The 13,642-nt window shown below is 64.0% G+C and carries 8 protein-coding genes; 4 read left to right on the plus strand and 4 right to left on the minus strand.

Translation table 11 applies throughout. The features are described from left to right. Nucleotides 1–356: 356 nt before the first annotated feature. Nucleotides 357–3,620 carry an efflux RND transporter permease subunit gene (locus K369_RS04005; protein WP_036288094.1) on the plus strand — a complete coding sequence of 1,088 codons (3,264 nt, stop codon included), beginning with the start codon at nucleotides 357–359 and terminating at the stop codon, nucleotides 3,618–3,620. A gap of 175 nt (nucleotides 3,621–3,795) precedes the next feature. Here K369_RS04005 and K369_RS04010 read toward each other — a convergent pair whose 3' ends face one another. Together K369_RS04010 and K369_RS04020 are read right to left on the minus strand one after the other, a co-directional pair. Then, nucleotides 3,796–5,694 carry a methanol/ethanol family PQQ-dependent dehydrogenase gene (locus K369_RS04010; RefSeq protein ID WP_036288218.1) on the minus strand — a complete coding sequence of 633 codons (1,899 nt, stop codon included), beginning with the start codon at nucleotides 5,692–5,694 and terminating at the stop codon, nucleotides 3,796–3,798. Nucleotides 5,695–6,013: 319 nt separating this feature from the next. Then, complete coding sequence (locus tag K369_RS04020; protein WP_051948977.1) at nucleotides 6,014–6,664, minus strand: TetR/AcrR family transcriptional regulator; 651 nt, start codon at nucleotides 6,662–6,664, stop codon at nucleotides 6,014–6,016. A gap of 122 nt (nucleotides 6,665–6,786) precedes the next feature. On the opposite strand from K369_RS04020, the gene K369_RS04025 reads away from it, so the two are divergent. The 3 genes from K369_RS04025 to K369_RS04035 are packed head-to-tail and all read left to right on the plus strand — an operon-like array spanning nucleotide 6,787 to nucleotide 9,877. Then, nucleotides 6,787–8,790: an FUSC family protein gene (locus K369_RS04025; protein WP_036288098.1), complete on the plus strand. Its 2,004-nt coding sequence runs from the start codon at nucleotides 6,787–6,789 to the stop codon at nucleotides 8,788–8,790. Next, complete coding sequence (locus K369_RS04030; RefSeq protein ID WP_036288100.1) at nucleotides 8,787–8,996, plus strand: DUF1656 domain-containing protein; 210 nt, start codon at nucleotides 8,787–8,789, stop codon at nucleotides 8,994–8,996. Before K369_RS04025 ends, K369_RS04030 begins: the two co-directional genes overlap by 4 nt. Next, nucleotides 8,993–9,877: an HlyD family secretion protein gene (locus K369_RS04035; protein WP_036288102.1), complete on the plus strand. Its 885-nt coding sequence runs from the start codon at nucleotides 8,993–8,995 to the stop codon at nucleotides 9,875–9,877. The genes K369_RS04030 and K369_RS04035 overlap by 4 nt, the downstream gene beginning before the upstream one ends. Nucleotides 9,878–9,935: 58 nt before the next feature. Here the strand turns inward: K369_RS04035 and K369_RS04040 are convergent, their stop codons facing one another. Both K369_RS04040 and K369_RS04045 read right to left on the minus strand, forming a co-directional pair. Further along, on the minus strand, nucleotides 9,936–11,447 hold the full coding sequence (locus tag K369_RS04040) for a diaminobutyrate--2-oxoglutarate transaminase (protein WP_036288105.1): 1,512 nt from the start codon (nucleotides 11,445–11,447) through the stop codon (nucleotides 9,936–9,938). Nucleotides 11,448–11,709: 262 nt separating this feature from the next. Continuing rightward, complete coding sequence (locus K369_RS04045; RefSeq protein ID WP_036288108.1) at nucleotides 11,710–13,470, minus strand: DEAD/DEAH box helicase; 1,761 nt, start codon at nucleotides 13,468–13,470, stop codon at nucleotides 11,710–11,712. Between the last annotated feature and the right edge of the window lie 172 nt (nucleotides 13,471–13,642).

Consider the following 13,642-nt stretch of genomic DNA (forward strand, 5'->3'; position numbering starts at 1 on the left):
TAGGGTAGCGCCATTGCGGCCCGAACGGCAACCGTCCGGACGCCATGAGCGACATCCCACATTCGGATGCCGTCGCAGCGACAAACGATCGAAGGGAGAGTCTGTGAAGCGCCGCGCGCCTCTTTCGTCCTGCATCCGACGCTCCTCATGATGGCTGCGGCCAGGAACCTGTCGGTCGATCTCGCGCCCGGCGTCGCCCTATCCGAAACGATCGCCGTGAGCCGCGAAACGGGCGTCGGCGCCGTTATGATGTTCGCTACGTGGCCTGATGGGCCGCGCGCCGGCGGGCCGCCAAAATGTCTATCGAAAAGCTCCGCGCTCACAAGCGCAGGTGACGAAGCGGGAGCCCGCGATCCATGAGCTTGCTGGAAACAGCGGTCGCGCGGCCCGTCGCGACCACGCTGCTGATGGCTGGTTTGACCATGATCGGAGCGGTCGCCTTTTTTCTGCTGCCCGTGGCGCCGGTTCCTCAAATCGACTATCCGATGATCACCGTCGTCGCCTCCATGCCGGGCGCCAGTCCGCAGACCATGGCGGCATCCGTCGCGACACCGCTCGAAAAACGTCTCGGCAAGATCGCCAGCGTCAATGAAATGACGTCGACGAGCTCTCTCGGCGCGACGCGAATTTCGCTGCAATTCGATCTCGACCGAGACATCAACGGCGCTCAGCGCGACATACAAGCGGCGATCGCCGCCGCACGCGCGGATCTGCCGACATCATTGCGCAACAACCCGACCACGCGCGCCACTGGCCCGGCGGACGTGCCGGTCCTCACCCTCTCGCTCACCTCGAGCACGCTAACCCAGGGTCAGCTCTTCGACGCCGCGTCCAACATATTGCAGCAGAAGCTCTCCCAGGCGCCGGGCGTGAGCCAGGTTTCGGTGAGCGGAGGCGCTCTGCCGGCCGTTCGCGTGGAGCTCGATCCGCGTGCGCTCTTCAAATTCGGCATTTCCCTGGAAGATGTGCGCGCCGCCCTCGCAGCGACGAATTACAATGCTCCCAAAGGCGCGCTGACGATCGATGAGCGGCGCTTGCAAATCTATTGCAATGATCAGCAGCGCCGAGCCGGCGATTATGAGAATCTCGTGATCGCATATCGGAACGGGGCCACGATCAGGCTGCACGACCTGGCCGAAGTGGTCGATTCGGTCGAGGATTCGCGCAGCTTCGGCCTCATCGACGACGTGCCGGGAATTCAAGTAAATGTCTCCCGAGCCCCAGGAGCGAACAACATAGAGATCGTCGATCGGATCAGAGCTATGCTGCCCGCGCTCAACGCCGCATTGCCCGCCGGAGCCGAGATGCGCGTCATGCGGGATCGGACATTGACGATACGCACCTCGCTGCATGAGGTCGAGCAAAGTCTCGTCATTGCTGTCGCGCTCGTGATCCTGATCGTGTTCCTGTTCTTACGCGATTGGCGTTCGACCATCATTCCCGGCATATCGGTGATCGTGTCCCTGATCGGCTCGTTCGGGGCGATGTATTTATTGGACTACACCCTCGACAATCTCTCCCTCATGGCGTTGACGATCGCCACGGGCTTCGTCGTCGACGACGCCATCGTCGTCGTCGAAAATGTCGTGCGCCATTTAGAGGCAGGAGCCTCACGACGACGCGCGGTGATCGACGGAAGTCGAGAAGTCGTCCCCACCGTGCTGTCCATGAGCCTGTCGCTGGTCGCCGTGTTCATTCCGGTGTTGTTCATGGGCGGATTCGTCGGCCGCATGCTACACGAATTCGCAGTCACGCTGTCGGTCGCGATTCTCATCTCTCTCGCGCTCTCGATCACCGCGACGCCCATGCTATGCGCGCAGATCATGCGCGAGCATCCCCCAAAGTCCTCGCTTTGGATCCTTCGCGCCAGCGAGCGGGCTCTTTTGGCTCTGCAGCGCGGATATGAAAAATCGCTCGAAATCGCGCTTCGACACCCGCGCCTGACGACGCTCACGCTTTTCGCCGCGATCGGGCTCAACTTCCACCTATTGGCGATCATTCCGAAAGGTTTTTTTCCGACGCAGGACACCGGGCGCATGAGCGGCGCCCTTGTCGCCGACCAGAGCGTTTCCTTTGCGGTGATGAAGGCGAAGCTGGAGCAGGCTATCGCCCTGCTGAAGAGCGATCCGGCCATACAAACGGTCGCGGGCACGATAGGGGGGAGCTCCTTTGGTCCGAGCGGCTCCGTGAATGTCGCGGACATGCAGGTCACTTTGAAGCCGCTTCGGGAGCGCGGCGTCTCCGCCGACGAAATCCTCACGCGGTTACGCCCGAAGCTCGCCAAGCTCAGCGGAGCCGCGCTGTATCTTCAATCTACGCAGGATGTCCGCATCGGGGGACGCCCGAGCAACGCTCTCTATCAATATACTCTCCAGTCCGACAATCTCGAGGAGCTCCAATCCTGGGCGCCTCGAGTGACGGAGGCGCTACGGCGCAATCCCGTATTGCAGGATGTGAGCTCGGATCAGCAAGACAAGGGACTGCAGACCAGCGTCCGCGTCGACCGGCCGACAGCATCACGCTTCAACCTCACTTCGGCGCAGATCGACAACACGCTCTATGACGCATTCGGTCAAAGGCAGGTCTCGACCATTTACGAGCCCCTCAATCAATATCATGTCGTGATGGAGGTTGCGCCGCAATACCGCGCGTCCATGGTCTCTATCGACGATCTCTATATCAGCGCGAGACAGAACGCCTCCAATGCTTCATCGTCAGTCAAAGGGACGCCGCTCGCCCCACAGACGCAAGCCTATTCGGTTCGCAACAACGCCGCAGCCGGCAATGCGATAAGTTCGGGCGCCGAAACAATGGTGCCTCTGCCCGCCTTCAGTCGCCTGGATGCGGGAAAAACGCCGCTCCAGGTCAACCATCAAGGTAATTTCGCCGCCATCACCATCTCTTTCAATCTCACGGAGGGGAGGTCGCTCAGCGACGCGACGCGAGCAATCGACGAAACCATGGCGGCGATCGGAGCGCCCGCGACGATTCACGGCGTTTTCGCGGGCGCTGCGGCGAGCTATCAGGACGCGCTCGCCAATCAGCCTGTGCTGATCGCGGCGGCGCTCATGACGGTCTATATCGTGCTCGGGATTCTCTACGAGAGCTTTTTTCACCCGATCACGATTTTGTCGACGGTTCCATCCGCGGGCGTGGGCGCTCTCCTGGCTCTCATCGTCTGTAAGACGGACTTGAGCATCGTCGCGATGATCGGAGTATTGTTGCTGATCGGAATCGTGATGAAAAACGCGATCATGCTCATCGATTTCGCCATCGACGCGAAGCGTCGCAACGCGCTCGAGGCGGCGGAAGCGATCCGGCAAGCCTGCGTTTATCGGTTTCGCCCTATCCTTATGACGACGATCGTCGCGCTCTCGAGCGCCGTTCCTCTGGCGTTCGGAACCGGCGAGGGATCGGAGATACGCAGGCCGCTCGGCATCGCGGTCATAGGCGGTTTGATCATGAGCCAATTTTTGACGCTCTACACGACGCCAGTGATTTATCTTTATATCGATCGGCTGCAGAACTGGCGGTCTAAGATCCGGTTTTGGAGATTCCCGAGCGGCAAGAGGCGATCGAGCCGCGCGTCGGACTGTTGTGACGTCCGATTCCGCAACTGAGCCTCTATGGAAATTATGTCGAAGTCTCGTAGGGCTCATCGTCGACGTGCTTGCCCACGCGATATACCCCATTGGGGCGAACGGACAATGCGATGCTCATCAATCGGCCGTCCCGATGAGCCGCTGCACACAACCACGCGGCGCGCCCTCCAGACGGCGCGCCGCGCGCATGCGCTCATTCCGGCAGGGCGAACACGGTGAGCACGCCGCCGAGCGCCGTATAGTTCGACAGGCTACGATAATTGCCCACGGCGCCGAGACCGTCGCTGCTCTTCGTCAATCCCGCCGCGAGGCCGATTCCCGCCCAGCCGCCGACGCCCGAAAGCACAGCGACATATTGCTTTCCGCCGACCTCATAGGTGATGACATTGCCGATGATGCCGGAAGGCGTCTTGCGTCGGAACAGCTCCTTGCCCGTCTTTGTGTCGACGGCCTTCAGATAGCCCTCGAGCGTGCCGTAGAAAGTCACGCCGCCATCCGTCGTGACCGCGCCCGACCAGACCGAGAATTGCTCCTTGTTCGCCCACACGATCTTGCCGGTCTTGGCGTCCCAGGCGATGAAATTGCCCGTATGCGTCTCGCCCTTGTCGCGATCGGCGGGGAACATTTCGACTGTGGCGCCGACATAGGGCTGTCCGGCCGAATAGCTGACCCGGAACGGCTCGAAATCCATGCAGACGTGATTGGTCGGCACGAGGAAGAGGCCCGTGTTCGGGTCATAGCTCGCGGGCTGCTCGTCCTTGGAGCCGAGCGTCGTCGGACAGGCGCCGCGCGTCGTCTCGTCCTCGCCATGCGCCTCGGTCGAGAAGCGCTCGTCGAGAATCGGACGGCCATAGGTCTTGGACGTTTTGTCGAGATCGATCTTCGTGGCCCAATTGACGGCGGGATCGAATTTCGCGGCGACGAGCAATTCGCCACTGACGCGATCGAGCGTGTAGCCGAAGCCGTTGCGATCGAAATGAACGGCGGTCTTGCGCTTCTTTCCCTCGATCTCCTGATCGACGAGCAGCAGCTCGTTGACCGCGTCATAATCCCATTGGTCGTGCGGCGTCGTCTGATAGACCCATCGCGCCTTGCCCGTGTCGAGATCGCGCGCCCACAAAGTCATGGACCAGCGATTGTCGCCAGGGCGCTGAATCGGATTCCATGTCGAGGGATTGCCGGAGCCATAATAGACGAGATTGAGCTCGGGGTCGTAGCTGTACCAGCCCCATGTCGTGCCGCCGCCGAGCTTCCACTGATCGCCTTGCCAAGTGTTGACCCCGGAGTCCTTGCCGACCGGCTTGCCGAGATGCGTCGTCTTCTCGGGGTCGATCAATGTGTCTTCGTCCGGCCCGGTGGAATAGCCGCGCCACAATAGCGCGCCGGTCTTCACATCATAGGCGGAGATATGGCCACGCACGCCATATTCGCCGCCGGCGTTGCCGACGAGCACCTTGTCCTTGAACACATGCGGCGCCGCCGTGGAGGTCTCCCCCTTCGACGGATCGCCGAATTTGACGGACCAGATCGGCTTGTCCTTGCCGTCGCCGGAAGACGCGCCCGTCGCGGCGTCGAGCGCGACAAGAGTCGTGTCGGCTTGAGCGAGGAAGATCTTGCCGTCGCCATAGGCGAGGCCGCGATTGACCGTGTCGCAGCACATCACAGGAACGACCGAGGCGTCCTGCTGCGGCGCGTATTTCCAGAGCACCTTGTGATCGGGATCTCTCAGATCGAGCGCATAGACATTGTTGGGAAACGGCGTGTGCAGATACATCACGTCGGTGACATAGGCTGCTTTCGTCGTCTTGCCGTCCTTCTCGACGACGCCGGGAATCGTCACATTGTGAATGACCAGCGGAGCGCCCTCGTGTCCGCGCAAGACGCCCGTCGAGAATTGCCAGTCGACTGCGAGCTTGTGCACATTCGCCGTGGTGATCTGCTTCAACGCCGAATGCCGAAGATTGGCGTAATCGCCTGTCGGCGACACCCATTGGCGCGGGTCCTTTTGCAGGTCGAGCAATGTGTCCGCAAAGGCGCCGCTCGCCGCGAGCGCGAGCACGCCAACCGACATCGACAGTCGAAGTTTCGTCATCTGCATTTCATTTCCTCCGCAGCCGGTTTTTTCTCGCTTGCGCTTCATGCGCGACGGACGGCGCCGAGCCCGGGAAGCCGTTCGCCGCCCGCCGCGCGCTCATGCAGCGGCCGCATGCGACGCCGCTCGAGGATCGATATTCATCGAATGGGCGTGGCGCGCCAGATCACGAAAGAGCGACGCGCTTCCGATTGTCGCAAATTTGCGACAGCTGCGGCCGTCGTCGGACGATCGAGCCGCAGGACAGCCTCTGCTCGACGCGTGAAAATTTCAAAATGAGAAGAATGGCCGACAGACAGGCGCGCGACGTCGCGCCGCTTCACGCGTCGAAAACGAGATCGAGATGCGCTTCGAACAGATCGCCGATGTCGAGAGGGTGGGCGCGATCGAGCAGACCATTGTGAATGATCGCGAACCAGATCGGCGCGATGAGCAGATGAGGATAGTCCTCGAGCTCGGGCCGGCGCAGCTCTCCTCGCGCGCGCGCGGTCGCGGCCAGAGCGCGGATCTGATTCAAGAGCGGCTCGAACATCACGCGTCGATAGATCTCCGTCATCTCGGGAAATCGCGCGCCCTCGACGAGCACGAGCCGCGCGATGGCGGCGCGGCCATTGCGCTCGATCTCGCGTATCGACACGAGCATGGTGCGCCGTATGAATGTCGACACCGGCTCGTCGGGTCGGCGATTGGCGGGGTCGGCGTCGATCAGCGCTCCTGCGATCTTCTCCCGCACCACCGCTTCGAACAGCGCCTCCTTGGCCGGAAAGTATCGATAGGACGTGCCCTTGGCGACGCCCGCGCGTCTTGCGACGCCGTCCATCGTCGTGTCGGCGTAACCATTCTCGAGAAACTCCCCGAGCGCCGCGTCGATGATGACGCGGCGCGTCTGCGCGGTCTTCTCCGGGCTCGGCCCTCTACCGGCCCGCCGCGGCTCCACGCTCTTCGTGGGCTTTGTCGGTCGCTTCGCCATTCTTCTCGTGTCTCTCCGCCATATCATGGCTTGACATAAAATGACCATGTGGTCATTTTTATAGAAAGCCCGGCAAGACGCAAGCGCTTCGCTGCGGTCGCCGACGCATCCGGAACCCCTTCATGCCATTTTTTGGCTCGAGCCATTGGCTGTTCTCGGTCAAGACATTCATCGCCGCCATGCTGGCCTTAGCCGTCAGCTTCTGGCTCGATCTGCCGCGGCCCTATTGGGCGTTGGCGTCGGTCTATATCGCCTCGCAGCCGCTCGCCGGCGCGACGATGTCGAAGGCCGTCTATCGGGCTGCGGGCACATTGATCGGCGCGGCGGGCGCGGTTCTGATGGTTCCCAATCTGGTCGACGCCCCGCTCGTGCTGGCGCTCGCAATGTCGATCTGGTCGGGATTTTGCCTCTATCTCGCGCTGCTCGACCGCACGCCGCGCGGCTATGTTTTCATGCTCGCCGGCTATACGGCGGCGATCGTCGGATTTCCGGCCGTCGACGCGCCGGCGACGGTCTTCGATCTCGCTCTGTCGCGAACCGAAGAGATCCTCGTCGGCATCGCTTGCGCTTCGCTCGTGTCGAGCCTCGTCTTCCCGCGCTCCGTCGGTCCCGTCGTCGCCGAAAGGCTCGATATCTCGCTGCGGCACGGACGCGACGCCGCCAGCGACGCGCTCGATCCGCAAACAAGCGCGCCGAACGACGCGCATTGGCTACGCCTCGTGACCGATGTGGCGGAGATCGAGACGCTCGCCGCCCATCTCTCCTTCGATGCTGCGGTCGAACGCCGATCGCTCGACAGCATCCGTCGCATCGCGCCACGCATGCTCATGCTGTTTCCCGTTCTGTCGGCGATCTCGGATCGCCTCGCCGCGCTCGCCGATCTCGGCGGCGCCTCGGAACGCGTTGGCGCACTCGTCGAGCGCGCGCGCGCCCTGATCGCGGCCGCCGAATCCATCGATACGGAGAAGGAGGCTGCCGAGCTTCGGCGCGACCTCGAAGCGGCTGCCGTCGTGAGCGCTGACGCCGACTGGCGCGCGCTCATCGAGGCGAGCCTCTGCCTCCGCATCGCCGAGCTGCTCGATATTTTGTTCGACTGCGGGGAGCTGACGAAAGCCCTCGCCCACGGATCGTCTCGGCCAGCGCCCTTGCGCCTCGCGGTCGAATCGCGCATCGCGCGCGTCCGTCATCTCGACCATGGCGCAGCGCTGCATGCGGCCTTCGCGCTCGCCTGCGCGATTTTCGCCTGCTGCCTATTCTGGATCGCCACGGCGTGGCCGGAGGGCTCGATCGCCGCCATGATGGGAGCGATCGTCGGAAGCCTCTACGCATCTCAGGACGATCCCACTCCGTCGATCGCCGGCTTCGCCAAATGGACGATCCTCGCCACGACGATCGCCGGCGTCTACCTCTTCGTCATCTTGCCGCACATTCACAATTTCGAGACGCTGGCGCTGGCGCTCGCGCCTGTCTACCTCGCCTTCGGCTTGCTCATCGCCTCGCCGCAGACCTTTCGCATCGGCCTGCCGCTGGCCATCGTCACGCCGACCGCCATGGCCGTGCAGGAGCTCTATTCCGCGGACGCCGAGAATTTCGTGAATACGAGTCTCGCAATGTCCGCCGGCATGGCGCTGACCGCGGTCACGACGGCCTTGATCCGCCGCGCCGGCGCGCAATTGCGCGCGCGCCGCTATGCGCGCGCCAATCGGGACGCGCTCGTTCAGGCGGCCGACCCGCGCGCGGGAAACGATGTGCGCCTCATGGGCTTGATGCTCGATCGTCTGTTTCTGCTCGCGCCCATCGCCCATGCGGTCGAAGGCAAACTGCCGGATGCGCTGCGCGATTTGAGAACCGGGCTGAATATTCTCGATGCGCGCCGATCGCGAAACACGCTGGTCGGCTCTCGCCGAAGACGGATCGACGCATTGTTGAAGCATCTCTCCCGCTCTTTCCAGATCGGGGCGCCGGCGCCGTCTCGGGCCGCTCTGCATGCGATCGATCGCGCAATGGCGACGGCGCGAAACGCCGGCGACGCGCGCCTGCTGCTCGCTCTGGTCGGCCTGCGGCGTTGTCTCTTCGCCGCGGCGCCCCCACCCGACCAGTCCTTGTTGGAGGCGAAAGTCGCATGACTGCAGAAATCAGCATCTTCGGCGTGTTCGTATCGTCGCTGCTCGCCTTCGCGCTCGCCGCTTTCGTTCTGGAGGTCGTGATCGCGCGAGCGCTCGCAACCATCGGCTTCTACCGCTTCGTCTGGCACCCGGCCTTGTTCAATTTCGCCATGTTCGTCTGTCTGCTCGGCGCTTGCGTTCTTCTCTTGTCCCCGGAACGTCTGTGAAAACAAAGCTGCTCTCCTTCCTTCGCATCGCGACGACATTGGCGCTCGCCCTGGCGGCGGCTTTCGTCATCTGGCGCCTTTGGGAATATTACGAGGCGGAGCCCTGGACCAGGGACGGGCGCGTGCGCGCCGACGTCGTCGCCGTCGCCGCCGATGTGTCGGGGCTGGTCAGCGAGGTGCTCGTTCACGAAGATCAATTCGTTCACAAGGGCGAGGCGCTGTTCCGCATCGATCGGGAGCGCTTCGTTCTCGCGCTGCGACAGGCCGAGGCGATTCTCGAGGGACGCGCCGCCGCGCTCGACGTCGCGACGAAGGATCTCGCGCGCTATCGCGCTCTCGAGGCGACGAAGACGATCGCGGTCTCCAAGCAGCAGCTCGATGCGGCGATCTCCGCGCAGGCCCAGGCCCAAGCGGCGTTGCGGCAGGCGGCGGCCGACCGCGATGTCGCCAGATTGAACCTCGATCGATCGGAGGTGCGCGCGTCCGTCAGCGGGCCTTTGACGAATTTCGACCTGAGGCCCGGCGCCTATGTGACGGCGGGCAAGGGCGTCGCGGCGCTGATCGACGCCGAGAGCCTATATGTCGACGGCTATTTCGAGGAGACGAAGCTGCCGATGATTCACGTCGGCGACCGCGCCGAGATTCATTTGATGGGCGAGACGAAGACGATTTACGGCCGCGTCGAAGGAATAGCGGGCGGCATAGAGGATCGCGAGCGTAGCGCCGGAACGACGATGCTGCCGAATGTCAATCCGACGTTCAGCTGGGTGCGGCTCGCGCAGCGCATACCTGTCCGCATCGCGCTCGATCCGACGGCCGGCGACGTGGCCATGATCGCCGGCCGCACGGCGACTGTCGTCATCGGCGCGAAGAAGCCATGACGCCGCCGCTCGACGACGACCACCCGTTGCGTCGAGCCGAATTGTTCCGCACGCGCATTCAGCGACTCGCAGCGGAAGTGTAGCCTCGTTCGACGGCTTTCAACGCCGCTTCGAATCTGTCGAGAATGGCGCCTATGTCGCTGTCGCTGACGATGAGGGGCGGCAGGAGGCGCACAACCGACGCGAAGCGGCCGCCGAGCTCGAGAATGAGACCTCGACGCAGACACTCATATTGGATTTTTCGCGCCGTCTCCGGAGCCGCCGGCCGCGTCGCTCCATCCGGCGCGCGGTCGTCGACGATCTCCACGCCGACCATGAGGCCTCGTCCGCGAATGTCGGCGATGCAGGATGCGTCTTCGGCGATCGACGCCAGTCCGCGCCGAAGACGCGCGCCCATCGTCTCCGCATTGAGGTCGAGCCTTTCGCGCATGATATGGCGGATCGTCGCGGCGCCCGATGCGAAGGCGAGCTGATTGCCGCGAAACGTCCCGGCATGCGCGCCGGCCTTCCATATATCCAGATCGCGATGATAGACGACGACCGATAGCGGAAGGCCGCCGCCGATCGCTTTCGACAGCACGAGCACATCCGGAGTCACGCCGGCATGCTCGCATGCATACATGCGTCCGGTGCGCCCGAGACCTGTTTGCACCTCGTCGAGAATGAGAGGAATGCCGCGGCGCTTGGTGATGTCGCGAATCTTGCGCAGCCAGTCGTCCGGCGCCGGATTTACGCCGCCCTCTCCTTGAACGACCTCGAGTATCATGCCGGCGGGCGGCAGCACGCCGCTGTTCGGATCCTCGAAGAGATTCTCGATATAGCGCGCGCCAATGTCCGAGCCGGCCTCCCCGCCGAGTCCGAAGGGACAGCGATAATCGGAAGGGTAGGGAAGAAATTGGACCTCGCCGCCGAGACCGCCGACGGATCTTCGCGGAGTCGGTTCGCCGGTGACGCCGAGGGTCGCATGGGTCATTCCATGATAGGCGCCCTGGAACGATGCGACGCCGCGCCGCCCGGTCGCGGTCTTGACGAGCTTGAGAGCCGCCTCGATCGCATCCGCGCCGGAGGGGCCGCAAAATTGTATTTTGAAGTCTTCCGCGAATGTCGGCGGAAGACTGTCGAACAGCTCGCGGATGAACCGATCCTTCAGCGGCGTCGGCAGATCGAGCGTCTGGAACGGCGCCTCCTCCGCCAAGGTCGCGCGGATGGATTCGACGACAACCGGATGATTGTGGCCGAGAGCCAAGGCGCCCGCTCCCGCGAGACAGTCGATGTATTCACGTCCTTCCGTATCCTCCACGATGACGCCGCGGCCAGCTCTGAGGGCGATCGGCAGGCTTCGCGGATAGGTCCTCGCATTGGATTCGATATCGGCCTGGCGCGCGAGATAGCGATTGCCGAACGCGCTGTAGAGCGGATATGCGGCATGGAGGTCCTCGGCGCCGGAACTCGGGAATTCGCCGTCCGAAGGGCGATCGACGAGCTGCACGCTCGCATTCGAAAATTCCGGGTCGGTCGGCGCGGTCGACGGCGCGCGGCTGCTCGCAAACGCATCTGACGATTTGGACATCGTGCACCCCATCGGCGCCCCCGCGACGACGGACCATTCCGTCGGCGTACGCATTCCTGCTGACAAAGACGTGCGAGGCTGGACGAAGGCGCCAAACAAATTTTCTGCGCGCGCGTCGCCCTGGGGGAGCGCCGACGATGAGCAGCCTGCGGCCGCTGCGCGGCGACGAATGTCACGACAATATTTGCGCCGTGGGTGCGGCGGCTATCGATGGACGGGCGTCGACATGTGGCGCACTGTCAGAGCAAAGACGCCGAAGCCGTCAGCCCCGCGGCTGCTTTTCCCGCCGCGGCTTCTGCTTGTGCTTCGGCGGGGCGTCTCTGCGCGGCGGCTTGACGTGTCTCGGCTCGGAATAGCCGTCGAGACGTTCCACGCGGATATTGTCGCCGCCCGGCCGGCGCATGTCGACGACGAATTGCGCGGCCGCCGGCTCGGCGATCTCGACCTGCGTCTCATGCTCGAAGATCTGGATCGCGCCAATGTCTTGCCGCGTAAGATTTCCCTTGCGACAGAGCATGGGCAGCAGCCATTTCGGATCGGCGTTCTTCGCTCGGCCGATGTCGAGACGAAACCAGACCGCGCCGCCGGGCAGGCGGGACGGACGCGGCTCCTTGGCGGGCCGCGCGCCTGCCGCCCGGGAGGGGCGGGGCTCTCGATCCCGAGACTCCCGGGGCTCCCGAGACTCGCGGGGCTCCCGACGCTCCGGCTCCTGCCCGGGGTCGAAGACGGCCTCGGTCGCGGGAAGCCGCGCACGGTAGAGCCGAACGAGCATGGCGCCGAGCAGCTCGGGCGATCGCTCCGCGAGAAGCAGCTTCGCCGCCTCGAAATCCTCCTCGCTCGGTGGCTCCGCCAGCAGCGGATCGCGCATCATGCGCTTGCGATCGAGCTCGTCGATCTCCTCGGCGGAGGGCGGTCCGCTCCAAAATGCGTGAACGCCGGCGTCGCGCAGCAGCCGCTCGGCGCGCTGGCGTCTCGCCGAGGGAATCAGCAGCGCGCTGACGCCCTTGCGCCCGGCGCGCCCGGTGCGACCGCTGCGGTGCTGCAGCGCTTCCGCATCATGCGGCAGATCGGCGTGAATGACGAGATCGAGATTGGGCAAGTCGATGCCGCGCGCCGCGACGTCGGTGGCGATGCAGACGCGCGCCCGCCCGTCGCGAAGCGCCTGCATGGAGTGATTGCGCTCGTGCTGGCCGAGCTCGCCCGACAGCAGCACGGCCGCAAATCCACGCTCGAGCAGAGTTGCGTGCAGATGACGAACAGATTCGCGCGTGTTGCAGAACACGATCGCCGTCGGCGCCTCGAAATAGCGCAAGAGATTGACGGTCGCGAGTTCCGTCTCCTTCGGCGCGACGCGAACCGCGCGATAGTCGATGTCGCCGTGACCGCGCTCCCCGCGCGCCACGTCGATCCGCCGCGCGTCGCGCTGATAACGCTTGGCCAGAGCCGCAATGCCCTTGGGCATTGTGGCGGAGAAGAGCAGCGTGCGCCGATCCTGCGGCGTCGCCTCGAGAATGAACTCAAGATCCTCGCGAAAGCCCAGATCGAGCATCTCGTCGGCTTCGTCGAGAATGGCCGCGACGATGTGGGTCGTGTCCAGCCCGCCGCGCTCTATGTGATCGCGCAAACGCCCGGGCGTTCCCACCACTATATGGGCGCCCTCGGTCAATTTGCGGCGCTCGAGGCGCGCATCCATGCCGCCGACGCAAGCGACGATTTGCGCCCCCGCATGCTCGTAGAGCCAGCCCAGCTCGCGCTCTACCTGCAAGGCGAGTTCGCGCGTCGGCGCGACGACGAGCGCGAGGGGCGCGCGCGGCTCCGGCAGGCGATCCGCCGCGCCGAGAAGCGTCGAGGCGATGGCCAAGCCATAGGCGACCGTCTTTCCCGATCCGGTCTGAGCGGAAACGAGAATGTCTCCGTCTTGCGCTTCGGCGGACAGCACCGCCGCTTGAACCGGCGTGGGCGAATTGTAATTGCGCTCCGCCAAGGCTTTGGCGAGCGGGGCGCGGGCGTTCGGGAAGGTCACGGGTGAGCTTGCCTGGCGAGTGGGCGATGCGGAGAGTAAGCGAGAGATACGCGCTCGAACGGGTCTCGTCGAGCCATCGGCTCGTTGGAAGGTCGGGGCCGCCGAAGCGAGCTTCGGTCGAAGCAATATTATTTGCTTCGCGCGCGTCCCGCTAGATGGCGCTTCCGATCGG

This window comes from Methylosinus sp. PW1 (assembly GCF_000745215.1).
GTDB lineage: Bacteria > Pseudomonadota > Alphaproteobacteria > Rhizobiales > Beijerinckiaceae > Methylosinus.